The 26861-nt window shown below is 60.5% G+C and carries 24 protein-coding genes; 7 read left to right on the top strand and 17 right to left on the bottom strand.

Annotation, left to right across the window (positions count from 1 at the left end; all coding sequences use genetic code 11):
• Nucleotides 1-183: 183 nt before the first annotated feature.
• The 16 genes from dnaE to rpsB all read right to left on the bottom strand — a co-directional run bounded on the left by dnaE (nt 184) and on the right by rpsB (nt 18808).
• Entirely contained in the window at nt 184-3693 is a 3510-nt protein-coding gene (gene dnaE, locus BM079_RS04365) for a DNA polymerase III subunit alpha (protein ID WP_090131198.1), read from the bottom strand.
• Nucleotides 3694-3835: 142 nt separating this feature from the next.
• Nucleotides 3836-4468, bottom strand: a complete 633-nt coding sequence (rnhB, locus tag BM079_RS04360) for a ribonuclease HII (RefSeq protein WP_090131196.1) — start codon at nt 4466-4468, stop codon at nt 3836-3838.
• Entirely contained in the window at nt 4465-5619 is a 1155-nt protein-coding gene (lpxB, locus tag BM079_RS04355) for a lipid-A-disaccharide synthase (RefSeq protein WP_090131194.1), read from the bottom strand. The genes rnhB and lpxB overlap by 4 nt, the downstream gene beginning before the upstream one ends.
• A 31-nt stretch (nt 5620-5650) precedes the next feature.
• Nucleotides 5651-6421, bottom strand: a complete 771-nt coding sequence (lpxA, locus tag BM079_RS04350) for an acyl-ACP--UDP-N-acetylglucosamine O-acyltransferase (RefSeq protein WP_090131193.1) — start codon at nt 6419-6421, stop codon at nt 5651-5653.
• Nucleotides 6418-6861, bottom strand: a complete 444-nt coding sequence (gene fabZ / locus BM079_RS04345) for a 3-hydroxyacyl-ACP dehydratase FabZ (protein WP_090131190.1) — start codon at nt 6859-6861, stop codon at nt 6418-6420. Before fabZ ends, lpxA begins: the two co-directional genes overlap by 4 nt.
• A 135-nt stretch (nt 6862-6996) precedes the next feature.
• Entirely contained in the window at nt 6997-8037 is a 1041-nt protein-coding gene (gene lpxD, locus BM079_RS04340) for a UDP-3-O-(3-hydroxymyristoyl)glucosamine N-acyltransferase (RefSeq protein ID WP_090131188.1), read from the bottom strand.
• A 22-nt stretch (nt 8038-8059) separates the two neighbouring features.
• A complete protein-coding gene (locus BM079_RS04335) occupies nt 8060-8566 on the bottom strand; it encodes an OmpH family outer membrane protein (protein WP_090131185.1) in 507 nt (168 codons plus the stop codon).
• Nucleotides 8567-8612: 46 nt separating this feature from the next.
• On the bottom strand, nt 8613-10946 hold the full coding sequence (bamA, locus tag BM079_RS04330; protein WP_090131183.1) for an outer membrane protein assembly factor BamA: 2334 nt from the start codon (nt 10944-10946) through the stop codon (nt 8613-8615).
• 305 nt (nt 10947-11251) lie between these two features.
• A complete protein-coding gene (rseP, locus tag BM079_RS04325; protein ID WP_090131180.1) occupies nt 11252-12601 on the bottom strand; it encodes a sigma E protease regulator RseP in 1350 nt (449 codons plus the stop codon).
• A 2-nt stretch (nt 12602-12603) separates the two neighbouring features.
• A complete protein-coding gene (ispC, locus tag BM079_RS04320) occupies nt 12604-13794 on the bottom strand; it encodes a 1-deoxy-D-xylulose-5-phosphate reductoisomerase (protein WP_090131178.1) in 1191 nt (396 codons plus the stop codon).
• A 115-nt stretch (nt 13795-13909) separates the two neighbouring features.
• Nucleotides 13910-14707, bottom strand: a complete 798-nt coding sequence (locus tag BM079_RS04315; protein ID WP_090131176.1) for a phosphatidate cytidylyltransferase — start codon at nt 14705-14707, stop codon at nt 13910-13912.
• On the bottom strand, nt 14700-15443 hold the full coding sequence (gene uppS, locus BM079_RS04310; RefSeq protein ID WP_090131174.1) for a polyprenyl diphosphate synthase: 744 nt from the start codon (nt 15441-15443) through the stop codon (nt 14700-14702). Before uppS ends, BM079_RS04315 begins: the two co-directional genes overlap by 8 nt.
• 62 nt (nt 15444-15505) lie before the next feature.
• The gene (gene frr, locus BM079_RS04305) at nt 15506-16063 is read right to left on the bottom strand and encodes a ribosome recycling factor (RefSeq protein ID WP_090131172.1); all 558 of its coding nucleotides are present in this window, start codon (nt 16061-16063) and stop codon (nt 15506-15508) included.
• Nucleotides 16064-16090: 27 nt separating this feature from the next.
• Nucleotides 16091-16831: a UMP kinase gene (gene pyrH / locus BM079_RS04300; protein WP_090131170.1), complete on the bottom strand. Its 741-nt coding sequence runs from the start codon at nt 16829-16831 to the stop codon at nt 16091-16093.
• A gap of 160 nt (nt 16832-16991) precedes the next feature.
• Complete coding sequence (gene tsf, locus BM079_RS04295; RefSeq protein ID WP_090131168.1) at nt 16992-17861, bottom strand: translation elongation factor Ts; 870 nt, start codon at nt 17859-17861, stop codon at nt 16992-16994.
• A gap of 203 nt (nt 17862-18064) precedes the next feature.
• Complete coding sequence (gene rpsB / locus BM079_RS04290) at nt 18065-18808, bottom strand: 30S ribosomal protein S2 (RefSeq protein WP_090131166.1); 744 nt, start codon at nt 18806-18808, stop codon at nt 18065-18067.
• Between the two features lie 301 nt (nt 18809-19109).
• Between rpsB and map the strand changes: the two genes are divergently transcribed.
• The 6 genes from map to BM079_RS04260 all read left to right on the top strand — a co-directional run bounded on the left by map (nt 19110) and on the right by BM079_RS04260 (nt 25849).
• On the top strand, nt 19110-19898 hold the full coding sequence (gene map / locus BM079_RS04285; RefSeq protein ID WP_090131164.1) for a type I methionyl aminopeptidase: 789 nt from the start codon (nt 19110-19112) through the stop codon (nt 19896-19898).
• Nucleotides 19899-19988: 90 nt separating this feature from the next.
• The gene (locus BM079_RS04280) at nt 19989-22688 is read left to right on the top strand and encodes a [protein-PII] uridylyltransferase (RefSeq protein WP_090131162.1); all 2700 of its coding nucleotides are present in this window, start codon (nt 19989-19991) and stop codon (nt 22686-22688) included.
• Nucleotides 22689-22781: 93 nt separating this feature from the next.
• Nucleotides 22782-23126: an ArsC/Spx/MgsR family protein gene (locus BM079_RS04275; protein WP_090131160.1), complete on the top strand. Its 345-nt coding sequence runs from the start codon at nt 22782-22784 to the stop codon at nt 23124-23126.
• A gap of 29 nt (nt 23127-23155) precedes the next feature.
• Complete coding sequence (gene dapD / locus BM079_RS04270; RefSeq protein WP_090131158.1) at nt 23156-24181, top strand: 2,3,4,5-tetrahydropyridine-2,6-dicarboxylate N-succinyltransferase; 1026 nt, start codon at nt 23156-23158, stop codon at nt 24179-24181.
• Between the two features lie 87 nt (nt 24182-24268).
• A complete protein-coding gene (dapE, locus tag BM079_RS04265; RefSeq protein WP_090131155.1) occupies nt 24269-25441 on the top strand; it encodes a succinyl-diaminopimelate desuccinylase in 1173 nt (390 codons plus the stop codon).
• Nucleotides 25442-25444: 3 nt separating this feature from the next.
• Nucleotides 25445-25849 (top strand): hypothetical protein, encoded by a 405-nt coding sequence (locus BM079_RS04260; RefSeq protein ID WP_090131153.1) that lies wholly within the window; start codon nt 25445-25447, stop codon nt 25847-25849.
• 86 nt (nt 25850-25935) lie between these two features.
• On the opposite strand, the gene BM079_RS16925 is transcribed toward BM079_RS04260, so the two are convergent.
• Entirely contained in the window at nt 25936-26391 is a 456-nt protein-coding gene (locus tag BM079_RS16925; RefSeq protein ID WP_090131970.1) for a cold-shock protein, read from the bottom strand.
• 176 nt (nt 26392-26567) lie between these two features.
• Here BM079_RS16925 and BM079_RS04250 point away from each other — a divergent pair, with 176 nt between their 5' ends.
• Nucleotides 26568-26807, top strand: coding sequence for a SlyX family protein (locus BM079_RS04250; protein WP_175489594.1), 240 nt, complete (start codon nt 26568-26570; stop codon nt 26805-26807).
• Nucleotides 26808-26861 lie beyond the last annotated feature (54 nt).

Below are 26861 nucleotides of genomic sequence, written 5' to 3'. Positions count from 1 at the left end.
CTCTTTCATCAACGCGAGCAGCGCAGGGCGTGCACGACAGTATCGGCCTGGACCGTCGCAGCACAGACAGGCAGCGCACGGCGTCGGTGAATCGGTGGGCCATTATCCCATTGTGGGCGTTGGGTGCAACCTTGAGACGACATCCATTGACCGGCGATGTCGTCTGCTCATCGATCACTTCCCTTAACGGTAGCAGAGCCTGACCTCGGGATGGCCCTCGACGCCCTCCTGAAGCCCCGTGATCAGCTCATCGCAGGGCGACACCCGCCACTGCGGATCGAATTCGAGACAGCCGCCGGCGTGGCTGTTGCGATAGTTGAGACGGATCGGCAGCCCTTCCTGACTCAGATGGGGTGTCAGCCGATCCATGAGCGTACGGCTGAAGCGGCCGTTGATGCGCTCGGCATCGATGCTGATCTCGAGCGCCTCGCCAAAGCGCTCGCGTGCCTCGACCATCGGCGTGACTTCCTTCGCGCGCAGACGCAGGCCGCCGGAATAGTCATCCAGACTCACCTCGCCTTCCAGAATCACGACCCGGTCAGCGGCCAGATGCTGGCGAACCTGATCGTAAAGCTCGCCGAACAGCGACGCCTCGATACGGCTGGTGCGATCATCCAGAGTGACAAAGGCAATGGTATCACCGCGTTTGGATTTCATGGTACGCATGGCCACGATCAATCCGGCCACACGCTGGGGTTCCCGCGAGGGCTTGAGATCGACGATCCGGGTGGAAACGAAGCGCTTGAGCTCGGCCTCGTACTCGTCGATCGGGTGGCCGGTCAGATAGAGCCCCAGCGTGTCCTTTTCACCGGCCAGGCGGTCCCGGTCGCTCCAGTTGCGCGCGCCGCGATGATCGCTGTAGACATCGCTGCCGCCGGCTTCTTCGCCGATAAAGGCCTCGCCGAACATGTCCATCATGCCGATGCTGGCGTTGTTCTGACTCTGTGACGCCGCCCGCAGCGCGTCTTCCAGCGCCGAGAACAGCACCGCCCGCGACGGCCCCAGATGATCCAGCGCGCCGGAGCGGATCAGTGCCTCCAGCGTGCGCTTGTTCATGCGCTTGCCATCGATACGACGACAGAAGTCGAACAGGTCCTGAAACGGACCACCCTCATCACGCGCCTCGACGATGGCACCGATCGGGCCTTCGCCCACGCCGCGAATTGCACCGAGCCCGTAGACCACCTCACCCTGCTCGTTGACGCTGAAGCGGTAGCTGCCGATGTTGACGTCCGGCGGCGTGACGCTCAGCCCCATGCGGCGACACTCCTCGATCAGCGGCACCACCTTGTCGAGGTTGTCCATCTCGGTAGAGAGCACCGCCGCCATGAAGGGCGCCGGATAGTGCGCCTTGAGCCAGGCCGTCTGATAGGAGACCAGACCGTAGGCGGCCGAGTGCGACTTGTTAAAGCCGTAGCCGGCGAATTTTTCCACCAGATCAAACAGGTTACCGGCCAGGTCGGCGTCGATACCGTTTTGCGCACACCCCTCCAGAAAGCCTGCACGCTGCTTGGCCATCTCTTCAGGCTTTTTCTTGCCCATGGCGCGGCGCAGCATGTCTGCCTGACCGAGACTGTAGCCGGCCAGCACCTGGGCAATCTGCATTACCTGCTCCTGATAGAGGATAATGCCGTAGGTGGGCTCCAGCACGCTCTTGAGCCACTCGTGCTGATAATCGGGATGCGGATAGGCAAGCTCGGCCCGACCGTGCTTGCGGTTGATGAAGTCATCCACCATGCCGGACTGCAGCGGACCCGGGCGAAACAGCGCTACCAGGGCGATCATGTCTTCAAGCGAATCGGGCTGGAGACGCTTGATCAGCTCCTTCATGCCACGGGATTCCAGCTGAAACACCGCCGTGGTCTCAGCCTTCTTGAGCATGTCGAAGGTCGGCCGGTCGTCCAGCGGAATAGTGGCGATGTCGAGCGCGCCCTTGCCTTCACGGCCCCGTACTTCGTCGACCATCTCGAGCGCCCAGTCGATGATGGTCAGCGTACGAAGCCCCAGGAAGTCGAACTTGACCAGCCCGGCTTCTTCGATATCGTTCTTGTCGTACTGCACCATCAAACCGCTGCCGTCCTCGTCGCACAGCAGCGGCGAGAAATCGGTCAGACTGGTCGGGGCGATGACCACGCCGCCGGCATGCTTGCCGGTACCGCGGGTAATGCCTTCGAGCTTGAGCGCCATCTCCCAGATCTCCTGGGCATCCTCATCGACGCCCAGAAATTCGCGCAGTGCGCTTTCCTGATCGTGCGCCTTGCCAAGCGTCATGCCTACTTCAAAAGGGATGAGCTTTGAGAGCTTGTCGCCCAGCGAGTAGGGCTTGCCCTGAGCGCGGGCGACGTCACGCACCACGGCCTTGGCGGCCATGGTGCCGAAGGTGACGATCTGCGATACAGCGTCGCGGCCGTAACGGTCGGCCACGTAGTCGATGACCCGATCGCGCTTTTCCATGCAGAAATCGACGTCAAAGTCGGGCATCGAGACACGTTCGGGATTGAGAAAACGCTCGAACAGCAGGTCGTATTCGAGCGGATCAAGGTCGGTAATCTCGAGCGCGTAGGCGACCAGCGAACCGGCACCGGAGCCACGTCCCGGGCCGACCGGCACGTCGTTCTGCTTGGCCCAGCGGATGAAGTCCATCACGATCAGGAAGTAGCCGGGAAAGCCCATCTGATTGATGATGTTGAGCTCGAAATCCAGTCGCTTGCGATATTCGGGTTCATGCTCCTCACGCGAGCGCCCCGGATAGATGGGTCGCTCGCCGCCAAAGAGCAGATCCAGACGCCGGCTCAGACCGTCATGGGAAAGCTCGCAGAAGAACGCTTCCATTGTCTGACCTTCCGGCACCGGATACTCGGGCAGAAAGATCTCACCCAGTCGCATCTCGACACTACAGCGCGCCGCGATCTGGACGCTGTTTTCCAGCGCTTCGGGAATGTCGGCGAAAAGCTCTGCCATCTCCTCGGGCGTCTTGAAATACTGCTCTTCAGTGTAGCGCGTTTCGCGACGCGGATCGTCCAGCGCCTTGCCTTCGGCGATGGACACCCGGGTCTCGTGCGCCCAGTACTCTTCGCGCGACAGAAAGCGCACGTCGTTGGTCGCCACTACCGGTGTGCCGGTCTCCATGGCGAGCTGAACCGAGAGGTGCAGGCACTCCTCGTCGTTTTCACGCGCGGTACGCTGAAGCTCCAGATAGAAGCGGTCCGGGAAGAAACGCTGCCACTCGCTCAAAAGCTCGCGGGCAGTCTCGGCGTGGCCGTGGAGCAGATAGCGGCCGATCTCGCCTTCCCGCGCCCCGGAGAGTGCGATCAGCCCGTCGCTCTGCTCGAGCACCCACTCCTTGTGCAAATAGGCGCGTCCCTGCTGCTGGCCGTGCTGCCAGGCGCGCGAGATCAGCTCGGTCAGGTTGCGATAGCCGGTCTGATTCATGGCCAGCAGGGTCAGTCGATAGGGATGCGCCGCGTCCTGAGCGTTATACAGCCAGACATCGGTCCCCACGATCGGCTTGAGCCCGGCGCCCTGCGCCTGCTTGTAGGCCTTGACCAAACCGAACAGGTTGGTTTCATCGGTGATGGCCAGCGCCGGCTGGCCGATCTCGGCCGCCTTCTGCGTCAGCGCCTTGAGCCGAATCAGCCCGTCGGTCAGCGAATATTCACTGTGCAGTCGCAAATGTACAAAGGGCGTGGTCATGGAAGCAGCTCGCTATGATCAACGAATGACATCAGTCAACGAATGGCATCGGGGAACACCGGACAGGTCAGGCCATGGTACCGATGAACACCGCTGCCAGGCCAGTAGGCCAAAGAGAGGAAACAGGCGTTTGACAGCGCGGTCAGCCCTGCAAGAGCGCCCTGACGGGGCGAAAGGAACGGCGATGTTCGGGAAGCGGCCCGAGGCGCTCGAGCGCTTCCAGATGCGCTTTTGTCGGATACCCCTTGTGGGCGGCCAGGCCATATCCGGGATGTCGCGCATCAAGGGCCTGCATCTGGGCATCGCGGGCGACCTTGGCCACGATCGAAGCCGCAGCGATGGCCGATACCCGGCCATCGCCCTTGACGATGGCCTGACCGGGAATCGAGTGCCCCGGCATCCGGTTGCCATCGACCAGCAGATATTCCGGCGTCACCGATAGACCGTCGATGGCACGGCGCATGGCCAGATGCGTGGCGTGATGAATATTGAGCGTATCAATCTCGCCGGGCGTTGCCTCGCCCAGTGAAACGGCCAGCGCCTGCTCGCGAATTCGGGCGGCCAGAGCCTCACGTCGTGCAGGGGTGAGCTTTTTTGAATCCATCAGCCCCTTGATGGGGCGGCCAGGGTCAAGCATGACGGCACAGGCGACGACAGAGCCGATCAGAGGACCGCGGCCGACCTCATCAACGCCAGCCAGTCGCCAGCCGTCATAATGAATGACCAGCGGCGGATGCTCCGGGCCCTGAGTGGTAATTTCGGGAATAAAGTTCATGAGTCTGTAGCGCTGCTGTCTCGGTTGGGCCGGGCCATCAGTTCCATGATGGCCCCGGCAGCGCGGGCGCTGGCACCGCGCTGAAGCGTTCGGTGCATGTCGATAAATCGCTCGGTCAACGCACGGGCGTGAGCATCGTTGTCCAGCATGGGGGTCAGCGCCGCGGCAATGGCTTCATCGGTGACATCATCCTGAATCAGCTCGGGCACCAGGCGCTCCTGAGCGATCAGATTGGGCAGCGAAATCCAGTGTGTTTTCACCATGCGCCGGGCAATCTGCCAGGTCACGGGCGCCATACGATAGGCCACGACCATCGGGCGGTGACAGAGCATGGCCTCCAGCGCCGAGGTGCCAGAGGTCAGCAGCACCGCATCGGAAGCTGTCATGACCTCCCAGGCGCGCCCGTCCACCACTCTGACGCCCTGCTCTACCACGCCATGTGCCAGCAGCTCATCGCGACGTGCAGGCGTGGCGGCGGGAATGACCACCTCGAGCTCGGGCAGGCGCTGTCTCAAAAGCCGTATCGCTTTCAGAAACACGGGCGTCATGAAGCCGATTTCACTGCCGCGCGAACCGGGCAGAACGGCCAGCACGCGGGCATGCTCATCAAGGCCCAGCGCCTGTCGCGCCTGGTGGCGGTCATCGTCAAGTGGTAGCTCTTCGGCCAGCGGATGCCCCACAAACTGCACCGGAACGTCGTGACGCTCGTAGAATTCGGCCTCGAAGGGCAGAAAGGTCAGCATCATGTCGACGGCGCGACGGATCTTTTTGACCCGCCCCTGACGCCAGGCCCAGACCGAAGGACTGACATAATGCGCGGTGGTCATGCCCCGGGCTCGTAGTTGTGCTTCCAGCCCCAGATTAAAATCCGGGGCATCGATGCCGATCATGATGTCGGCCCGCCAGTCCAGTGCCTCACGACGCAGATGACGACGCACGCCGACCAGCCGGGGCAGGTGTTTCAACACCTCGACCAGCCCCATGATGGAGAGTGTTTCCAGCGGATAGAGACTATCGAGCCCCTCCTCGATCATCCGGGGACCGCCGATGCCCCGGAAACTGATATCACCATGACGACGCTTGAGCTCTCGCATCAGTGTCGCCCCCAGGATATCGCCCGAGAGCTCACCGGCTACCAGAAAAACGCGCATCGTGATCCTCTCCGAGGAGCAGCTGTCGCCATCAGCGCGTCAGGCCGCGCGATGACGTTTTCAATGAATCGATAAAGACGTCGAGCCAGGCACTGCGGTTGTCCTGCTGTTCCAGGGTTTCAAGCGCCTGAGCCAGCGTCTGCTGGCTACGAAACACCAGCTTGTAAGCACGACGTAGTTCGCTGACGACATCGCTTTCAAAGCCACGACGCTTGATGCCCTCGGCATTGAGCCCGTGCGTGGTCGCCGGATTGCCGGTCACCATCACAAACGCTGCAATGTCCTTGGTGATGATGGAGCCACCGCCACACATGGCGTAGGTGCCCACATGACAGAACTGATGCACGGCCGACAGACCACCGAGAATCACGTTGTTACCGATGTGAACATGGCCGCCAAGCGTGGCCTGATTGGCCAGAATCACGTTATCCCCGAGAACGCAGTCATGTGCGACATGGGCATAAGCCATGAACAGACCGCCGCTGCCGATACGGGTAATCCCCTGATCCTGAACGGTACCGCGATGAATGGTGACGCCTTCGCGAAAGATGTTGTTGTCACCGATCTCGAGATAAGTCCGCTCACCCTTGTACTTCTTGTCCTGGCAGTCTTCACCGATGGTCGCGAACTGATAGACGCGGTTGTTGCGCCCCATCTTGGTGGGCCCTCTGACCACCACATGCGGCCCGATAACACTTCCGGCTCCGATCTCGACATCGGCACCGATCACGCTGAATGGGCCGACCTCGACATCATCCGCCAGACTCGCGGCAGGATCGATGATGGCAGATGGATGGATCAAGAGACTTTCCTCTCGGCACAGATGATGTCGGCTTCACAGACGACCTCGCCTTCAACATGCGCACGGCAGGAAAATTTCCAGATGCCGCGGCGCGCCTTGAGCATACGCGCTTCCAGCGTCAGCTGATCGCCCGGGAAAACCGGTCGCTTGAGGCGAACGTTATCGCTGCCGACATAGTAGTAGATGTAGCCATCGGCCGGACGCTTGTCGACGGTCTTGAAGCCGAGAATACCTGCCGCCTGTGCCAGCGCCTCGATGATCAGAACGCCCGGCATGATGGGATGACCCGGAAAATGCCCCTGAAAGAAGGGCTCGTTGTAGCTGACGTTCTTGTACGCCGTAATGCACTCACCCAGCTCCAGCGCAGTGACGCGGTCCACGAGCAGAAACGGGTAGCGATGGGGAAGGTATTCCTGGATCTCGTTGATATCCATGACCATGGGCTCACAACCTCTGACATAACGAAATGCCTGCCGAACCGGCAGGCATGTAACTGGCGGGCACGTGGCCAGCCATCATGATGTTTGCTGCCGCAGCAACAGTGGAAAACCAGTTGCACCAGCAACCCGGGGCGCCTATTCACCCTCGCTGTGGCGTTCCAGACGGGTGATTCTTCTGGCCAGTTGATCAAGCTGTTTGAATCGCACGGCGTTTTTACGCCATAGCGCATTGGGCATCGAACCGGTCCCGGAGGAGTAGATCCCGGGCTCCTCGATGGAGTTGGTGACAAGACTCATGCCGGTGACATTCACGCCATCGCAGAGTGTCAGGTGGCCGGCAAGCCCCACACCGCCGCCGAGCTGACAGTGACGACCCACATGAGTGGAACCGGCAATACCGACACAGCCGGCCAGGGCGCTGTGATCGCCAATGTGGACGTTGTGGGCAATCTGGACCTGAGAGTCGATTTTGACGTCATCACCGATAATCGTGTCGTCGAGCGCGCCGCGATCAATACTGGTGCAGCTGCCCACTTCCACGTCATCGCCGATGATCACACCGCCAAGCTGTTCGATCTTGTGCCAGCGACTGCCATCGTGGGCAAAGCCAAAACCATCACCGCCGATGACGGCACCACCATGAATGATAACGCGTGAACCGATCACGATGCCGTGATAGATCGTCACACCCGGATGGACCAGGCTGTTCTCACCGATCGTGCAGTAATCGCCGATCACGCTGTTGGCACCCACCGTTACCCGATCGGCCAGCGTGACGCCGGCACCGATGACCGCATGGGCGGCCACCGTAACGTCACTGCCCAGTCGAGCACTGTCATCGATGACAGCCGTGGGATGAATGCCGCCACTCTGACTCGGCAGAATGGGCGCAAAACAGCGGGAAAGGTGCGCATAGCCCAGATAGGGATTATCGATGGCCAGTGCCGGCACGGGACACTGTGACACCAGATCCGGATGCAGCATGACCGCGGCGGCACGCGTGCTGGCCAGATCCTTCAGATAGGCATGATTGGCCAGAAAGGCGATGTCCGTGGCACCGGCGTCCTGCAGCGTCGACAGCCCGTCAACGCTGATGGCGCCCTCCCCGTGCAGGGTGGCGCCCAGACGCCGGGCAAGATCGGCAAGTGTGTAGCTTTGGCTTGAATATCTTGTCATCGTGATGGAGCGACGCGCGCCTTCAGTTGAGCGAATTGAAGGTTTGGGTCACTTCCTGGGTCAGATCCAGCGCGTCACCGGCGTAGATCACGCTGTTGCGATCCACCAGCACATCCACGTTGTGACGCTTGACAACCTGCTCGATGGCACGATCGAGCTTCGGACGCGCCTGCTTCAGGAAAGCCTGTTCCTGCTGGGCCCGCTTTTGCTCAAGCTGACCCCGCTGCTGCTGGAACTGACCGCCCTTCTGACGCAGTTGCTGCATGACGTTTTGCCGTTCGCTGTCTGACATGACGTCACCATCGCTTTGCAGACGCTGCTGGAGCTTTTGAACTTCCTCGCCCAGCGCCTTGATCTGCTGCGGTTGATTACCCAGCTGATTCTTGAGCTGGTTCATCGACTGCTGGGCCGAAGTGGTATCCAGCAGTGCCTGCTGCCAGTCCAGTACCGCCACTTCATTGGCCTGCGCAGCTCCCGCAGTTGTTCCAAGCGCTCCGGTCATCGCCAGAGCCAGCATCCACTTACGCATCACTCAACTCCTGAATTTCATATCATTGTAACGCAACGGCCAATGATCAGAAGGTCTGACCCAGCGAGAACTGGAAGAACTGTGTATCGTCATCATCCTTTTTGCTGATGGGACGAGCCACCGAGAAGGTCAACGGTCCTACCGGTGTCAGCCAGGACAGTCCCAGGCCGACGCTGTAGCGCAGATCTCCCAGATCGACTCCCGAGCTGCACTCGGAAGTGCGGCCTGATTCTACCGGATAACAGTCGCTCAGGAAGGTATTACCGGCATCCACGAAAAGCGAGGTCTGGACCTGGCGGTGATCATCGATAAACGGCGTCGGGAAGATCAGCTCGGCAGAGCCTTCCATGAGGATGTTACCCCCCAGCGTGTCGTCGTCACCGTCGTTGCGCTCGGTGGTTTTCTGACCCAGCGTGTTGCTGCGATACCCGCGTACGGAGCCCAGACCACCCGAGTAGAAGTTCTCGTAAAACGGCATGTTGTCGGTGCCGCCAAAGCTGTCGGCATAGCCCAGCTCCGTACGGAACTTGAGCGCCCACTCTTCGGTCTTGATCGGGAAAAGCTTCTGCCCCTGATAGCGCAGCTTGTAGAACTGGGCATCGCCACCGGCCGTCTCGATGGAAGCATTCTGATAGCTGCCCGCCGTAGGCAGAACGCCACGGTTCAGGTTGTTGCGTGACCAGCCGGCCGTCAGGCTGTAGGTATTGAAGTCCTTGCCTTCATCGTCGATGAACTGAACGATCTCGGAGGGAGAGTCGTCGTAATCATCAACGTGCAGACTTTCAAGATTGATGCCGAAGTTCAGGCGCGACAGGTCGCTGATCGGGTAGCCGAAATTCACCCCGCCGCCGAAGGCGTCGGTGGAGTAGGTAGAAATATCGGAGTCCTCGTAATCGGTGGCCCGATAATAGAGGTTGTAACCGCGCGAGATGCCGTCCAGCGTCCAGTAGGGATCGGTATAGCTGAACCGCAGATTCTGATAGTACTTGCTGGTCTGTGCCCCGATGTCAACGCGGTTCCCCGTCCCCAGAAAGTTGCGCTGGGAAAGCGAAGCGCCGTAGATGATGCCTTCGGACTGGGCAAATCCGAGACTGGCCGAAATGCTGCCCGAAGGCTGCTCTTCGACGTTATAGGTCACGTCCAGCTGATCGGGCGTATCGGCCACCGGCTGCGTATTGACCTCGACCTGACGGAAAAAGCCCAGCCGTTCAAGACGCGCCTGAGAGTCGCTGATGGCATCTGTAGACGCCGGCGCCCCTTCAAGCTGAGTCATTTCGCGACGCAGCACTTCATCGGCCGTTGTGGTATTGCCACGGAAATTGACGCGGCGAACGTAGGCACGGCGCCCCGGCTCGACGTTGAAGGTCACATCCACCTGATCATCGTTGTCATGAACGTTAGGCACGGCCTCGATGCGTGCAAAGGCAAAGCCCTGCGCGCCAAGGGCCTTGCGAAGCGCCTCGGACGAGGCCGTCAGCTCCGACTGGGAGAAGGTTTCACCGCTTTTGGCCTGAACCAGGCTGCGCGCCTGCTCATCGGACATTTCGATATTGCCGGCGAAGTTGATATCGCCAAAGCGATAGCGCTTGCCTTCATCCACATTGACCGTGACATAGATGGAAGACTTGTCGGGGCTGATCGAGACCTGAGTGGAGTCGATGGAGAAATTGACGTAGCCACGATCCAGATACCAGGACTTCAGGCGATCCAGATCACCCTGAAGCTGCTCGCGGGAGTACTGATCGGAGGAGAACCAGCCGAAGAACCAGCCGGGGCGATCCTCGAGCTCGAACTGCTGACGAAGGGTGTCATCGTCAAAATCATGGTTACCCACGATATTGATCTGCTTGATGCGCGCCACATTGCCTTCATTGATGTTGATATCGACCTCAACGCGATTCTGGTCACGCTGATGAACAGAGGTCGAAATACTGGCACTGTAGCGGCCCTGTCCCTGATAGACACGCTCCAGCTCGCGCTGCATCTCTTCGAGCGTGGAGCGCTGAAGTACCTGCCCCTCGGAAAGGCCGGCATCGCTCAGCCCCTTCCTGAGCTGATCCTCGGGAATCTTGGAGTTGCCCTTGATATTGATGCTGGCGATGGAAGGTCGCTCATCCACATCGATGACCAGAACATCACCATCCCGACCCAGCTGTACGTCGTCAAAAAGGCCGGTGCGAAACAGTGCCCTGCCGGCATTGGAGATCGATTCGTCGTTGGCCGTGTCGTGGGCGGAAATGGGCAGCGCATTGAATACGGTGCCGGCAGAAACACGCTGCAACCCTTCCACGCGAATATCGGAAACCTCGAAGGACACGGCAAACGCCGCCTGGGAGGCGCCCATTAACAACACCGCCCAACCTGTAGCTCTAATCTTCATGCCGTCATTTCGCTTGTTACAGAATTCCGCCCACTCGGGGCCCGCTTTTGCTCAGGGTTCATGCCAATGCCCACAGGGTCCAACAAAAGGGAAACCGTTTCGTTTATCGACATCGATGCTCCGAGCGGGAAGGCAAGTATGACATTCCAGTACGCCAGTCGCAGCCACCTGCTGCCCTGACGGGAACAGGCACCTTATACACAACCCCACCACCCTGACAAGCGCGGACGCCTCGGGCTCGGTACAGAATTTGTAATAACACCGATTTAACCCGGCACCAGCCATGTTCAGTGTCGTCGACTTCTTCAAAGGCGCATGATGTCAAAATAAAAGGCCATCAGCATCAGCGATGCGATCAGTGCCACACCGATACGCATGCCAAATGCCTGAACACGCTCGGAGACCGGACGACCGCGCACCAGTTCGATGATGTAATACACCAGATGACCGCCATCCAGCACCGGCACCGGCAGCAGGTTCAACACCCCGAGACTGATGGAGAGATAGGCCAGAAAACTGATAAAGGCCTCAACCCCGGAGCGGGCCGAATCCCCCGCTACGCGTGCAATCGTGATGGGTCCGGAAAGATTTGAAGGGGAAATCAGCCCCGTAATCATCTTGCCGATGGCGTCCACGGTCAGGGAGGTCATCTCGCCGGTACGTGAAAAGGCCTGCCCCATGGCGCCCACCGGTCCCCACGACAGGGTGCGCTGATACGCTTCAGGCCAGCTGACGCTACCGGCTCCGGCGCCCATGAAACCGGTTGTGGTGCCATTCTGCTCACGCGCCTCGGGCGTGATTGTCAATGTGATATCACGCCCCTCGCGCGCCACCCGCATTTCAAGCGGCGTACCAGCAGACGCCTGCACTCGTGATACCAGCGCTTCCCACTGTGACACCGGCTCGCCATTGACCGCCTCGATACGGTCACCCGCCTGAAGACCGCCCTGTGCCGCCGGACTGTCTTCAAGCACCTGCCCGATCACCGGCGCCACATCAGGACGCCAGGGCGTAAAGCCAAGCGTACTCAGCGGCTCGGGCGGGTCCTGACGCACCATGAAGCGATCGACCGGCACCTGATGCGTTTCAAGCCGCCCCAGATCATCGCGCGTTGAAATTTCGAGATGCCCGCTGGCACCGATTTCAGCCACCAGCGCCAGATTGACGCCATTCCAGTCAGGCGTTGAACGTCCCTGAACGGACACGATCTCCTGGCCGTTCTGCAGGCCACCGCGGGCGGCAGGTGAATCGGGGCTGACCTCGCCCACCATGGGTACGATGGCCGTGGTACCGATCATGAACATGACCCAGTAGGCCACCACCGCGAGGATAAAATTGGCCAGTGGTCCTGCCACTACCACGGCAATACGCTTTAGAACATGCTGACGATTGAAGGCCAGATGCTGATCGGCAGAGTCAACCGGCCCCTCACGCTCATCAAGCATCCTGACATAGCCACCCAGCGGAATGGCGGCCAGGGTAAATTCGGTGCCATGGCGATCAACGCGGGAGATTAACGGCTTGCCGAAACCAACCGAGAAGCGCAGCACGCGAATCCCGCATCGCCGCGCCACCCAGAAATGACCGAACTCATGAATGGTGATCAAAAGCCCCAGAACAATGATCACCGCCACAATGTTTTGCAGGATACCCATGACTACTCTCCAGCCGCTGTCGCGGCAAGCGCCTCGATCACATCCTGCGCCTCGCGCCGGGCGAGGCGATCATGCGATAAAATCATGTCCAGCTCGTCGGCACCCTGCGTCTTGATGCGGGACATGACGGTTTCAACCACCGTCGGGATATCGGTAAAACCGAGCGTGCCGGCCAAAAAGGCATCCACCGCCACCTCGTTGGCCGCATTGAGCACGGCCGGCGCCGTACCTCCTGCCGTCATGGCTTCCCGGGCCAGTCTCAGGCAGGGGAAGCTTTCAAGGTCGGGTGCCTGAAAATCGAGACGGGCCACCGTAAACAGATCCAGCGGCGCAACGCCGGCATCGATGCGCTCCGGCCACGCCAGAGCATGCGCAATGGGCGTGCGCATGTCAGGGTTGCCCAGTTGCGCCAGCACCGAGCCGTCACTGTAGGCGGCCATGGAGTGGATCACGCTCTGTGGATGGACAACCACCTCGATCTGATCGGGAGTAGCATCAAACAGCCAGCACGCTTCGATCAGCTCAAGCCCCTTGTTCATCAGCGTGGCGCTGTCCACCGAGATCTTGCGCCCCATGGACCAGTTGGGGTGAGCACACGCCTGCTCCGGCGTGACCTGTGACAGCGTCGCCCGATCATGATCGCGAAAGGGGCCACCCGATGCCGTCAGCAGCAGACGGGTAATCCCGTGACGCTCGAGACCGCCGCGATGCTCGCGCGGCAGACACTGAAAGATGGCATTGTGTTCGGAATCCAGCGGCAGCAGAACGGCACCGGAACGCGCCACTTCCCGCATGAACAGCGCACCGCTCATGACCAGCGCTTCCTTGTTGGCCAGAAGAATCCGCCGCCCGGCACGAACCGCCGACAGTGTCGGCATCAATCCGGCCGCCCCGACAATGCCGGCCACGACCATTTCTGCCGCTGCAGCCACGTCACAAAGCGCCTGTTCGCCCCAGCTGACGCAGGTCGCCACACTCTGCTTCTCAAGGGCAGCGCTCAGCTGACGGGCGGTTTCTTCCGTCCCCATGACGGCATGCTCTGGCCGATGTTTCAGGCACAGCGCCAGCATTTTTTCGACGCTGGTATGCGCCGTCAGTGCGTGTAGATGATAGCGGTCAGGATGGCGCTCGATGACATCAAGGGTACTGGTACCCACCGAGCCGGTGGCCCCCAGCAGGGTGACAGTCTGCATGAAAGAGATCCTGAAAGCTTGAAACGGATAGGCGGCGTCAGGGTTGTGACCCGAACAACCCGATTGTCATCATCGGCAATCGGGCCGCGGGCCACAAGGCTCGTCAAGATGGCGTTCAGCCGATCCAGGGCGCCAGCAGGGCGAAAATGGGAATGGCGGCCGTCAGGCTGTCGATCCTGTCCAGCAGCCCGCCGTGACCCGGCAGCAGATTGCCGGAGTCCTTGATACCGCGATAGCGCTTGAGCATGCTCTCGTTGAGATCACCCAGCACCGAGGCGGCGGTCACAACACCACTGATAATGATCAGTACCAGCGTCTGACCGATGCCCATGCCCTGCCAGAGCGCCATGAGCAGCGCCAGAAAGGCGGTGCCGCCCAGCGCGCCGTAGACCCCCGCCCAGGACTTGCCCGGGCTGACACGAGGCGCCAGCTTGCGATTGCCATAGGCACGTCCGGCAAAATAGGCCGCGATGTCCGCACCCCAGACCAGAAACAGGACGTAAAGAAGCCAGACTGGCGACTCGCGCAGCAGCAACAGTCCCACCCAGCAGGGCAGCAACACCCAGAGCCCCATGGCATAGCGCACGCCACGGCTCTCCCACTGATCAACCTGCTCCGGGTAGCTCACCACCCAGTACAGACAGAGCAACCAGCCTGCCAGGGCAATCCACAGCGGCCAAGTCTCTAGGGCGATGCCGGATGACCAGCCCAGCGCCATCAGGGCGATCACCGTGATCGTGAACAGGGCACGGTCCTTGAGATTCTCGCCACCGGAAAGATTGGACCACTCCCATGCAGAGCCCGCGACCAGCAGCCCCACAAAAGTGGCAAACCAGCCGCCGCCCAGTACAAAAAGCAGCACCAGCGACGTGGGCCCGATGGCCAGCGCAGTCAACACCCGTTGCTTAAGCACCCTGAACCTCGATCTGTTCGTCGGTCATGCCGAAACGTCGCTTGCGACCCGAATAGACACCCAGCGCCTCGTCGAAGGCATCGGCGTCAAAATCAGGCCAGTACAGTGGCGAAAAGTAGAACTCCGCGTAAGCCATCTGCCAGAGGATGAAATTGCTGATGCGCTGCTCACCGCTGGTGCGAATGCACAGATCCACTTCGGGAATGCCTGTCGATGCCATCTCGCGGTCAAACAGGCTTTCGTCGATATCATCAGCGGTCAGCTGACCGGATTCCACCTGACGCGCCAGTCTTTGAGCGGCGCCGGCGATATCCCAGCGCCCACCGTAGTTGACCGCCACGATCAGCTTCAGGCCCTGATTGTAGCGCGTCAGCCGCTCGGCCTTGTCGATGGCACGATTGAGCGACGACGAAAGCCTTGAACGGTCACCAACGACGCACAGACGAATGCCGTTCTTGTGCAGCCGGGAGACCTCGCGCTTGAGCGCCATGATGAAAAGCTCCATCAGGGCGCTGACCTCCTGCGCGGGACGCTTCCAGTTCTCGCTGGAGAAGGCAAACAGCGTAATGGCTTCCAGATGATGTTCGGCCGCACGCTTGATCACTGCCCTGACCGATTCGACCCCGGCATGGTGACCGCGTACTCCGGACAGTCCGTGGGCCTTGGCCCAGCGGTTGTTGCCGTCCATGATAATAGCCACATGCCGGGGCATGTTTGAAAACTTGTCAGGCGTCATGACTTCTCACTGCAGACGCGGCAGCTGCCGCGCCCTGAGTCGGATGGTTTCGGGCCCGGACATCAGACCTGCATCAGATCGCTTTCCTTCTGCTCAAGCGATTTATCGATCTCGGCAATGAAACGGTCGGTCAGCTTCTGAATGCCGTCTTCGGCCTGACGCTCTTCATCTTCCGAAATTTCCTTCTTCTTGAGAAGGGACTTGATCTCGCCGTTGGCATCACGACGAATGTTGCGCACAGCAACGCGACCATGCTCGGCCTCGGCGCGCGCCTGCTTGATATAGCCCTTGCGCGTCTCTTCGGTCAGAGGCGGCATCGGCACGCGAATCACGGTACCGGCCGAGGACGGGTTCAGCCCCAGATCCGCCATCATGATGGCCTTTTCCACCTTGGGTACCATAGACTTTTCCCACGGCACCACGGCCAGCGTTCGAGCATCCTCGACGTTGATATTGGCCACCTGGGAAAGCGGCATCTCGGAGCCATAATATTCAACGCGAATGGATTCGAGAATGCTGGGATGGGCACGCCCGGTGCGAATCTTGCCAAAAGTCGAATGCAGCGATTCCACGCTTTTCTGCATGCGGCTTTCAGCGTCCTTCTGGATCTCGTTGATCACTTTGTAAATCCTCTGCTCAGCCTTTTGTTACGCCGGGCCGTTGTCGACGATAGTGCCTTCACGACCGCCCATGACAAGGTTCAGCAGTGCACCGTGGCGCGTCATGTCAAAGACGCGAACCGGCATGTCATGGTCACGTACCAGACAAATGGCGGTCAAATCCATGACGCCGAGCTTCTGGTCGAGTACATCATCGTAGCTGAGTCGCTCGTACTTGGCGGCATCGGGATGCTTGACGGGGTCCTTGTCGTAGACACCGTCCACCTTGGTGGCCTTGACGACCACGTTGGCATCGATCTCGATACCGCGCAGGCAGGCAGCACTATCGGTCGTAAAGAAGGGGTTGCCGGTACCTGCCGAGAAGATCACGACATCACCGGAGGTCAGGTAGCGGATGGCCGTACGACGATCATAGTGCTCGACCACGCCACTCATGGGGATGGCGGACATGACGCGCGAGCGGATATTGGCGCGCTCCAGCGCATCACGCATGGCCAGGGCGTTCATGACCGTGGCCAGCATGCCCATGTGGTCGCCGGTGACGCGGTCCATGCCGGCTTCGTGGAGCGCTGCTCCGCGAAACAGGTTGCCGCCGCCGACCACGATACCCACCTGGACACCAATGCCCACCAGTTGGCCGATTTCCAGCGCCATGCGATCCAGTACCTTTGGATCAATACCGAAGTCCTGTTCGCCCGTCAGCGCCTCACCCGAGAGCTTGAGCAGAATACGCTTGTACTTGGCGCTACGTTCAGTATTGGGGGGCATGTGACATCCTCCTGATGGCCCGAGTGGAGAAAACGTGAGGTGTATCACCGATCACGACAGCCTGGTCATGATCCGGCAGATACGCGAAGGCGTGCGCGAACGCACGCCTTCAGACCGCCTGCGGCCAACCCTGACCACAGACGAGAGACGACACGCCCGATCAGCTGCGGCGCGCCTGCTCCATGACTTCCTTGGCGAAGTCGACTTCTTCCTTCTCGATACCTTCGCCAACTTCGAAGCGCACAAAGCTAACAACTTCAGCGCCCGCCTGCTTGGCGTATTCGGCCACGGTCACATTCTGATCCTTGACGAACGGCTGATTGATCAGGCTGTTCTCGGCAAGATACTTCTTCAGACGACCCTGTACCATCTTTTCAGCGATTTCAGCAGGCTTGCCGGCCATGTCGGGCTGCGCCAGAATGATAGCCTTCTCGCTGTCGAGCTCGGACTGAGGCATCTTCTCGGGATGCGAGACGGACGGGTTGATCGCAGCGACGTGCATGGCGATGTCGCGTGCAACGTCCTGGTTGCCGCCGGTCAGCACCACAACCGCACCGATGCGGTCACCGTGGACGTAGGCACCAACGCTGCCGCCTTCGGGCGCATCGATGACGGCGGCACGACGAACGGTGATGTTCTCGCCGATCTTTTGTACCAGCTGCGCCCGCGCGTCTTCCAGCTCGCCTTCCATTACCACGGCGATGTCTTCATTACGGGTGTCGAGCACCTTGTTGACGACTTCACTGGCAAAGTTCTTGAAGTTGTCATCACGAGAGACAAAGTCGGTCTCGGAGTTGACTTCCAGCATGACGGCGGTGGTGCCGTCTTCGGCAACACGGGTCAGCACGGCGCCTTCGGCGGCCACGCGGCCGGCCTTCTTGGCGGACTTGAGACCTGCATTCTTGCGCAGGTTTTCAATGGCGGTGTCGATGTCACCATCGGCCTCGGAGAGCGCCTTCTTGCACTCCATCATGCCAAGCCCGGTGCGCTCGCGTAGTTCCTTGACCAGAGATGCGCTGATAGCTGCCATGTCGTGAACCTCTGTTGAATCATGTATTCGGTTCCGGCCATACCGGAACGAGAAGAAAAATCGGTAGCACTGTTGAATGACACTCTCGAGACAGAGTTGGACAGCGTCGCTGTTTCTGCCTCAAAAAAAGGGGCCCTTGAGCCCCCTTTCATACTGTCATTCGCAGACACCGGCAGTGAACTCACCTGCCGGCGCTGGTGACATTATTCGGAAGCCGTCGCCGCCGTTTCGGCAGTCTCGTCGACTTCGACGAACTCATCCGGACGCCCTTCCTTCGCCTTGGCACAGGCATTGGCAATCGCCTGAACGTAGATCTGGATGGCACGAATGGAGTCGTCGTTACCCGGGATAATGTAGTCAACGCCGTCCGGATCGGAATTGGAATCCACCACGCCGATGACCGGAATACCCAACTTGTTGGCTTCGTTGATCGCGATACGCTCATGATCAACGTCAATCACGAACATGACATCCGGCAGGCCGCCCATATCCTTGATACCACCGATGGAGCGCTCGAGCTTTTCCTGCTCGCGCGTGGCCATCAGGACTTCCTTCTTGGTCAGCTTGTCGAAGGTGCCGTCTTCATGCATGGCTTCAAGCTCGCGCAGACGCTTGATCGACTGACGAATGGTCTTGTAGTTCGTCAGCATGCCGCCCAGCCAGCGATGGTTGACGAAGGGCTGGCCCACGCGGGTCGCTTCTTCGGCAACAATCTTGGCAGCGGCGCGTTTGGTACCAACAAACATGATCTTGTTGTTGTTGGCGGCCATGCGCTCGACCACGGAGACGGCTTCGTTCAGCGCCGGCAGCGTATGTTCGAGGTTGATGATGTGAATCTTGTTACGAGCGCCGAAGATGTATTTGCCCATCTTCGGGTTCCAGTAACGGGTCTGGTGACCAAAGTGAGCACCTGCCTTGAGCAGGTCACGCATATTGACTGACATGATGACTCTCCTGAGTATCGGGTTAAGCCTCCACGCACCCCATGGGTCCGACCGTTTTCACGGCACCCGGGACCATGTGTCGGTACATGTGTGGTCTCTGTGATGGTTCAAGCGTTCTGCTGCATCATCCCTGCACGATACAAGTGTGTCATACCGGGCCACGGATTGCAGGAAAACGCGCGGCTTTATACCATATAACGCTGTCAAGATGAAGCCGAACCTTTGCCGATCATTGTCCAACCATGGAGCGGGACATGAATCCCTCGCCTGCCACGGCTTCCCATTTCGCTTATAACGAGTCGCCATGAACATCCCCATCCATAATGCCGAAGACATCGACAAGCTGCGCATTGCAGGTCGCCTGGCCGCCAGCGTACTGGAGATGATCGAGTCCCACATCCGCCCGGGCATCACCACCGGCGAGATCGATCGTCTGTGCCAGCACTACATCGAAAACGATATCGACTCGATCTCTGCCACCATCGGCTATCACGGCTACCAGCACGCCACCTGCATCTCGCTCAACCATGTGGTCTGTCACGGCATTCCCGACTTCAGCAAGAAGCTCAAGAAGGGCGACATCTTCAATATTGACGTCACCATCATCAAGGATGGCTACTACGGCGATACCAGCCGCATGTTCATTGTGGGAGACAACATCAAGGGCGAGCGGCTCTCCCGAGTGAGCCAGGAGTGCCTTTATGAGGCCATGAAGATCATGCGCCCGGGCGTATGGCTCTCCGACATCGGCCGCGTGATCGAAAGACATGCCAACGACAACGGCTACAGCGTGGTTCGCGACTTCTGCGGCCACGGCATCGGGCGCAACTTTCATCAAGATCCCCAGGTGCTTCATTACGACGGCTACAATGAGCACAACGATGCCGAGCTCAAGGAAGGCATGTGCCTGACCGTCGAACCAATGATCAACGCCGGCGACTGGCAGACCCGGGTACTCAAGGACGGCTGGACCGCCGTGACCCGTGACAAGAGTCTTTCTGCCCAGTGGGAGCACACCCTGATTGTCACCGCCGATGGCGTCGAAGCCACGACCGTACGTCATGACGAGGATCTGAGCTTTCTGACAGACTGATCCACCGACTGTCGTGTCTTCCCGACCTGCCCTCTCGGGCAGGAAGCCACGACAGGCGCCGCCTCACATCTGCCACCGGAGTCATGGCCCATGCTGCTGCACCACTATCGCTTCACTCCGGACACTACCCTGATCGACATCGAGACTCTGAAAACGCGCCTTGACCGGAGCACCTCGCCCATCAGCGTCATTCGGGAGGTGCTGGCCGATATTCGGCGCTGTCTGGACGAACGCTTCAAAAACGGTGCCGACATTCGCGATCTGGTGCATGGCAGGGCCTGGTGCGTCGATCAGCTGCTGGCCCTTTTGTGGTCACGCTTCGACTGGCCTGATGAGGGCGTCGCCCTGATTGCCGTGGGCGGCTATGGTCGCGGCGAGCTGCATCCATGCTCGGATATCGATCTGATGATCCTGCTGGCAGACGATGACGACACGCCCAGGCAGGCCTCACTGACCGACTTCATCACCCTGCTCTGGGACATCGGGCTCGAAATCGGTCATAGCGTGCGCTCACTGGCCGACTGCGAGCGCGAATCACGTGACGATGTCACCGTCATCACCAACCTTATGGAAACGCGCTGCGTCGCTGGCGACGAGGCGCTGCTGGAACGCATGCGACAGCGTCTCGACCAGCCAGGCATCTGGAACAGCGAAGCCTTCTTTCAGGCCAAGCTGGCCGAGCAGCGTGCACGCCATCAGCGCTTCAACAACTCCGAGCACCATCTCGAGCCCAACCTCAAGAGCTCGCCCGGCGGTCTTCGAGACATCCAGACCGTCACCTGGATCGCCAAGCGCCACTTTGGAACCAACATCATCGAAGTGCTCATGCAGCGCGGCTTCATGACGGACGCCGACATTCGCATCGCCAGCCAGAGCCGCGCCTTTCTGTGGCAGGTGCGCTACGCGCTGCACATGATCAACGCTCGCGCCGAGGACCGGCTGCTGTTTGATCATCAGCGCACCATTGCCGCCCTGTTCGGCTATCACGACACCCCCGAGCGGCTGGGCGTTGAAGAGTTCATGCGCCGCTATTACCGCGTGGTCACGGCGCTGGTCGAACTCAACGATATGCTGATTCAGAATTTCGAGGAGAACATCCTCCAGCAGGGTCAGACGTCCGGGATCGTGGCGCTCAACAATCGCTTTGAACTGCACGGACGCTATCTGCGCACCCGCTCGCCCAATGTCTTCAAGCGCCGCCCCTCGGCGCTGATCGAAATGTTCGTACTGCTGGCCCAGCATCCCGATATCGAAGGCGTGCGCGCCGCGACCATTCGCGCCATCCGCGACCATCGCCACCTGATCGACAACGGCTTTCGGGCCGACCTGCGCAACCGCGGCCTGTTCCTGGAGCTTCTGCGCGGCGGCGGCATGGTGTCACGCGAGCTGGGGCGCATGGCGCGCTACGGCATTCTGGGCAAGTACCTGCCCCGCTTTGGCCATATCATCGGCCTGATGCAGCACGACCTGTTCCATATCTATACGGTGGATGCCCACACCCTGCGCGTGCTGGATGTCATTCAGCGCTTTCGAACGCCCGAAGGGCGCGAGGAGTACCCGCTGTGCGCCTCGCTGATGGCACGCGTGCCCAAGCTCGAACTACTGTGGATCGCCGGCCTCTATCACGATATTGCCAAGGGTCGCGGCGGCGATCACTCACAGCTCGGCGCGCGGGACGTTCAGGGTTTTTGCAGCCGTCACGGTGTGCCAAGGCGCGACATGCATCTGGTGAGCTGGTTGATCGAGCATCATCTATTGATGTCCACCACCGCCCAGAAGCGCGACATCAGCGACCCGGAGGTCATTCGCGAGTTCGCCGCCATCGTTCACGACGAAGTACACCTCGACTATCTCTATCTGCTGACGGTGGCCGACATCAATGCCACCAACCCCACGCTCTGGAACAGCTGGCGAGCAGCCCTTTTACGCCAGCTGCACGGAGAGACACGCCGCGTGCTGCGACGCGGACTGGAAAACCCGCTCGACCGCCAGGACTGGATCGAGGAAACCCGTCGTGAAGCCCGCGCCCTGACGCAGTGCATGGGCGGTGAGTGCCGGGCCGTGGATGCGCTGTGGGAAACGCTGGGCGATGACTACTTCCTGCAGTACAGCGCCAGCGAGATCGTCTGGCACACCCAGGGCATTCTGCAGGCCGGCGTCGAGGTCATGCCGCTGATTCTGATCAGCGCGCCGACCGAGGACATGACCGACGGCGGTACCAAGGTCTTTATCCATACCCGCTCGGTCAACAATCTGTTTGCCGCTACGGCGGCGGCCATCGACCAGCTGGGGCTGTCCATCCACGACGCCCGTATCGCCACCTCAAGCAACGACTGGACGCTCAACACCTTCATTCTGCTCGACGGTGACGGCCAGGCCATTCGCGATCCCGCTCGACTCAGGGAAATTCAGGCCCACCTGATCGAGGAGCTCGACGACCCCGACGACTATCCGCGTATCGTCAAGCGCCACACCTCGCGCCAGCTCAAACACTTTCGGGTGCCGACCCGGGTGCTCATCGAGCAGGACGAGACCAACCAGCGCACCGTACTGGAGCTGATTGCCGCCGACCGTCCGGGACTGCTGGCACACGTGGGTCAGATTTTCATGAGCTTTGATATCGCCCTGTCAGGCGCCAAGATCGCGACGCTCGGCGAACGGGTCGAAGACGTTTTCTTCATTACCGACACCAACGGCGCGCCGCTGACGGACCCCGAGCTTCAGGAGGCGCTGAGCAATCGACTGCGTCACATCCTTGACGCCGAGGCCGGGATCGCCACCACCGGATAGACACTGGCGATCGATAGCAGCGTTTTTCCCGATTTGAGCCCTGCCATACAGGGCGCCTATAATCGCTGCCCGACGCGTCACAGGAGATTTTCCATGCTGAAGCTTTATGGCCTTTCCAACTGTGATCGCTGCCGGCGCACCCGCCGCCGGCTCGAGGCCGAGGGTCACAGCGTCGAGATGCTCGATCTGCGCCGCCTGGCCGATCAGGGCGAACTGGAAGCGACCCTTGCGCATCTTCTGACGCACGCAGACTGGTCCATGCTGCTCAACCGGCGCAGCACTACCTGGCGCGGGCTGGATGAGCGCGACCGCGCCGAACTGGACCAGACCCGTGCCGTTGAGCTGCTTAGAACACACCCGAGCCTGATCCAGCGCCCGGTGCTTGATACCGGCACTCAGGTGCTGGTGGGCAGAGCCGCCGACGATTGGACGGCCTGACCCACCCCCGTTGATTCAAGGAGTTTTTCATGCTGAGTTTTGCACTGGGTATCGGTACCCAGAACCGTCAGGGCGACTGGCTCGAAGTCTACTACCCCGCCCCGCTTCATACCCCGGACCAGACGCTTGTCGACACCGTTCGCAGCACGCTCGGCGCCCCGGAAGGCAATGTGTCGGTGAGTTTTCTGCCCGAGCACTGCGAGAGCCTGGCCGAAGCCCTGAGTCATGCCGGCAATGAGACGCAAGCCGATATCGCTCGCGCCATGGCCGACAGCCGCCGTCCGCTGGTGGCCGTATTTCTTGAAGAAGACCGTGCGCCGGAAAGCGTGCCCGAGGTCTATCTCAAGCTGCACCTGCTGTCGCATCGTCTGGTCAGGCCCCATGGTCTCAAACTCGATGGCATGTTCGGTCTTTTGAAAAACATTGCCTGGAGCAATGAAGGCGCCATCGATATCGAAGAACTCGATGATCGTCGCCTGAAGGCCCGCCTTGAAGGCCGTGCGCTGTCCATCGACTGTGTCGACAAGTTCCCCAAAATGACCGACTACGTGGTGCCAAAGGGCGTGCGTATCGCCGATACGTCACGCGTTCGTCTGGGCGCCTATCTGGGCGAAGGCACCACTGTCATGCATGAAGGCTTTTGCAACTTCAACGCCGGCACCGAGGGCCCGGGCATGGTGGAAGGCCGCATTGCAGCAGGCGTCATGCTGGGCAGCGGCTCTGACCTGGGCGGCGGCGCCTCGACCATGGGCACCCTCTCCGGCGGTGGCAACATTGTCATCGGCACCGGCGAAAACTGTCTGATCGGTGCCAATGCCGGCATCGGTATTCCACTGGGCGATCGCTGCACCGTTGAAGCCGGCCTCTACATCACTGCCGGTGCCAAGGTCGCGGTGCTCGACGATCACGGCGAACTGGTGGACACTGTGGCGGCGCGCCAGCTGGCCGGTCAGAACGACCTGCTGTTTTTGCGTCACTCCCAGACGGGCCGTCTGGAATGCCGCACCAACAAGAGCGCCATCGCACTCAACGACGCTCTGCACGCCCATAACTGATGCCCTGCACGCCCACAAACCAGGGGCCGTCAGTGCTGTCCATGCATCCGGGCGCTCTCATGAGTGCCCGTTGACCGAACGAGAGCCATGCACAAGGTTTCTGACACTACCGTTGCTGACAGACAGGCACCGGGCGAGACGCTATCGCTGGCGCTCGATCTGATTTCAAGGCCCTCCGTCACCCCGGAGGATGCCGGCTGTCAGACGCTGATCGGCGAGCGCCTGACGCAGTTGGGCTTTCATCTGGAGTGGATGGATCAGGGCGAAGTGCGCAATCTCTGGGCCGTGCGCGGTCAGGGCGGCCCCACGCTGGTACTGGCGGGCCACACCGATGTCGTGCCGACCGGCCCGGAGCATCTCTGGCAGGTGCCGCCCTTCTCGCCGTGCATTGATGATGACGGCTACCTGTGCGGACGCGGCGCGGCCGACATGAAGGGGTCGCTGGCGGCCATGGTCACCGCCGTCGAACGGTTCGTGACCGCGCATCCCGATCATTCGGGACGCATCGCCTTTTTGCTGACCAGCGACGAAGAGGGCCCGGCCCGGGACGGTACCCGCGCCGTCGTCGAAATTCTGCGCGCCCGAAACGAGGCCATCGACTACTGCATCGTCGGCGAGCCCTCCTCCGAGTCGCATTTTGGTGATGTCATCAAAAACGGCCGGCGCGGTTCCCTCAACGGCGTGCTGCGCATTCACGGCGTGCAGGGACATGTGGCCTATCCGCAGCTGGCACGCAACCCGATCCATCAGGCGCTGGCGGCACTCGACGCCCTGGTGATGGAGCACTGGGACAGCGGCAACGAGTTTTTCCCGCCGACCAGCTTTCAGATTTCCAATATCCATGGCGGCACCGGCGCCAACAACGTCATCCCGGGGGAACTGGAGGTAACCTTCAACCTGCGTTTTTCCACCGAGGTCACAGCGCCGGCGCTCAAGGCGCGCATCGAGGCCCTGCTCGATGCGCACCAGCTTGACTGGCATATTGACTGGCAGCTCTCCGGTGACCCCTTCATGACCGTACCGGGCGGGTTGACCGACGCCGTCAGCGCCGCTCTTCGTGACATCACCGGCCACCCTCCCCGGCTCTCTACCGGCGGCGGCACCTCCGATGCCCGTTTTATTGCCACACTGGGGCCGCAGACCATCGAATTCGGTCCGCGCAATGCCACCATCCATCAACGCGATGAGCGTATCCTCGCCACCGACCTCGATCGGATGAGTCAGGCCCTTGAATCCACTTTTGACCGGCTGCTGCGATAACCCATGGAGCACTATCCAGACATCGAGGTTTACCTCGCCTGCAACGATGCCGAGCGTATCTCGCAGTGGCTTGCCGGGGCGCTGGACACCCCCGTGACGCTCGAGCGCGCCGGCAAACACCAGTGGCGCGCCGTCCCCATCTACAAGGGACAGCGCCTGCCGGTTCTGCTGGTCGAAAACGCGGCCGACCGCCTGGCAAGCCTGTGGTTTGACAGCGATGCCACCCCCTGGCCACGGGATGTCGATTGCGCCCGGGCGGCAAGCCAGGCACTTGAATGCGAAGTGCGCTGCTCGCTGGGCGGATGGCAGCCCGGCGATGACCCGGACCGTTTTTTCCAGGTACTCGCCGATGGCAGCGAAGGCGTGGTGCACTGGCCTGATGCCGGTGAACAGAAGACGAAGAAATGACACGCCACATTTCCGAGATAAAAAACGCCCCGCGCTGCGGGGCGTTTTCGTGAGGCGGTTCGTGGCGTACAGAATACAACGCCGTCTCAGGTAATGACGGTCACATCCTCGGCCTGCAGACCGCGCTCGTTCTGTATGGAGTGGTAACGCACTCTCTGGCCTTCGGCGAGCGTGCGGTGCCCCTTGCCTCGAATGGCACGGAAATGAACGAAGACGTCCTCGCCACCATCGCGGGTAATAAACCCATAGCCCTTGTTGACATTGAACCACTTGACCACGCCGATTTCGCGATCATCCTTTTCGACTTCCACCACGTTGGACAGCGTGGGGGTCAGCACATGCATGGCAATCGTTGCGACCTCAAGCGCTGCAAAGGCCGCCACGGCAGACAGCGCCCAGATGACGACAAGACCGGGGTCGACGGCCATGTTTTCGATAACGACAGGGCTTGCAAGGTAGACAAGACAACCTGCGAGAACCGGCGTTAAAAGCGCCAGCAACAGGCTGATAACGGTACAGCGCCAGATGGTTTTTGCACTCATGACGATACTCGGCTTCAAACGTTTATCGGATTGTTCAATCAGACGGTCTGCATCCCGCATGTTCCCGTGATGCCCTCTGCTTACAGGATGCAGACCCAGCCACCGGCCATGGGCCGGATGTTTAACGTACGGAGATCAACGATATGACAACGCCTCCGCAACAGGATGATTCTAACATGCACATTGACACTACGCTTAAGCAGGTGATAGAGCGCGTCAATGATCTGGAGAGCCGCCTGGCGTGGCAGGAAGACTGGCTGGAGCGGCTGGACGACACCCTGATCACCCAGAATGCCACCATCGAGCGGCTGGAACGCCTGTGTAATCTCATGGCCCAGCGCCTCGGTGAGCAGCGCGAAAGCCTTGAATCCATGCAGGCCGACAGCGGCGACCAGGAGCGTCCGCCGCACTATTGAAACATCCTGAATAACCGGAACGACTGATAAACGGACATGAAAAAGGGGAAGGCC

Origin of the sequence: Kushneria avicenniae, assembly GCF_900112585.1 — a bacterium.
GTDB classification, from domain to species: domain Bacteria; phylum Pseudomonadota; class Gammaproteobacteria; order Pseudomonadales; family Halomonadaceae; genus Kushneria; species Kushneria avicenniae.
This window is presented reverse-complemented; position numbering and strand designations above follow the sequence as displayed.

Excerpts from the sequence above, each read along its gene's own strand:
- dnaE (WP_090131198.1), bottom strand. The coding sequence starts at position 3,693 with ATGACCACGCCCTTTGTACATTTGCGACTGCACAGTGAATATTCGCTG.
- rnhB (WP_090131196.1), bottom strand. The coding sequence starts at position 4,468 with ATGAACTTTATTCCCGAAATTACCACTCAGGGCCCGGAGCATCCGCCG.
- lpxB (WP_090131194.1), bottom strand. The coding sequence starts at position 5,619 with ATGCGCGTTTTTCTGGTAGCCGGTGAGCTCTCGGGCGATATCCTGGGG.
- fabZ (WP_090131190.1), bottom strand. The coding sequence starts at position 6,861 with ATGGTCATGGATATCAACGAGATCCAGGAATACCTTCCCCATCGCTAC.
- lpxD (WP_090131188.1), bottom strand. The coding sequence starts at position 8,037 with ATGACAAGATATTCAAGCCAAAGCTACACACTTGCCGATCTTGCCCGG.
- BM079_RS04335 (WP_090131185.1), bottom strand. The coding sequence starts at position 8,566 with ATGCGTAAGTGGATGCTGGCTCTGGCGATGACCGGAGCGCTTGGAACA.
- bamA (WP_090131183.1), bottom strand. The coding sequence starts at position 10,946 with ATGAAGATTAGAGCTACAGGTTGGGCGGTGTTGTTAATGGGCGCCTCC.
- rseP (WP_090131180.1), bottom strand. The coding sequence starts at position 12,601 with ATGGGTATCCTGCAAAACATTGTGGCGGTGATCATTGTTCTGGGGCTT.
- ispC (WP_090131178.1), bottom strand. The coding sequence starts at position 13,794 with ATGCAGACTGTCACCCTGCTGGGGGCCACCGGCTCGGTGGGTACCAGT.
- uppS (WP_090131174.1), bottom strand. The coding sequence starts at position 15,443 with ATGACGCCTGACAAGTTTTCAAACATGCCCCGGCATGTGGCTATTATC.
- pyrH (WP_090131170.1), bottom strand. The coding sequence starts at position 16,831 with ATGCCCCCCAATACTGAACGTAGCGCCAAGTACAAGCGTATTCTGCTC.
- tsf (WP_090131168.1), bottom strand. The coding sequence starts at position 17,861 with ATGGCAGCTATCAGCGCATCTCTGGTCAAGGAACTACGCGAGCGCACC.
- map (WP_090131164.1), top strand. The coding sequence starts at position 19,110 with ATGAACATCCCCATCCATAATGCCGAAGACATCGACAAGCTGCGCATT.
- BM079_RS04280 (WP_090131162.1), top strand. The coding sequence starts at position 19,989 with ATGCTGCTGCACCACTATCGCTTCACTCCGGACACTACCCTGATCGAC.
- BM079_RS04275 (WP_090131160.1), top strand. The coding sequence starts at position 22,782 with ATGCTGAAGCTTTATGGCCTTTCCAACTGTGATCGCTGCCGGCGCACC.
- dapD (WP_090131158.1), top strand. The coding sequence starts at position 23,156 with ATGCTGAGTTTTGCACTGGGTATCGGTACCCAGAACCGTCAGGGCGAC.
- dapE (WP_090131155.1), top strand. The coding sequence starts at position 24,269 with ATGCACAAGGTTTCTGACACTACCGTTGCTGACAGACAGGCACCGGGC.
- BM079_RS04260 (WP_090131153.1), top strand. The coding sequence starts at position 25,445 with ATGGAGCACTATCCAGACATCGAGGTTTACCTCGCCTGCAACGATGCC.
- BM079_RS16925 (WP_090131970.1), bottom strand. The coding sequence starts at position 26,391 with ATGAGTGCAAAAACCATCTGGCGCTGTACCGTTATCAGCCTGTTGCTG.
- BM079_RS04250 (WP_175489594.1), top strand. The coding sequence starts at position 26,568 with ATGCACATTGACACTACGCTTAAGCAGGTGATAGAGCGCGTCAATGAT.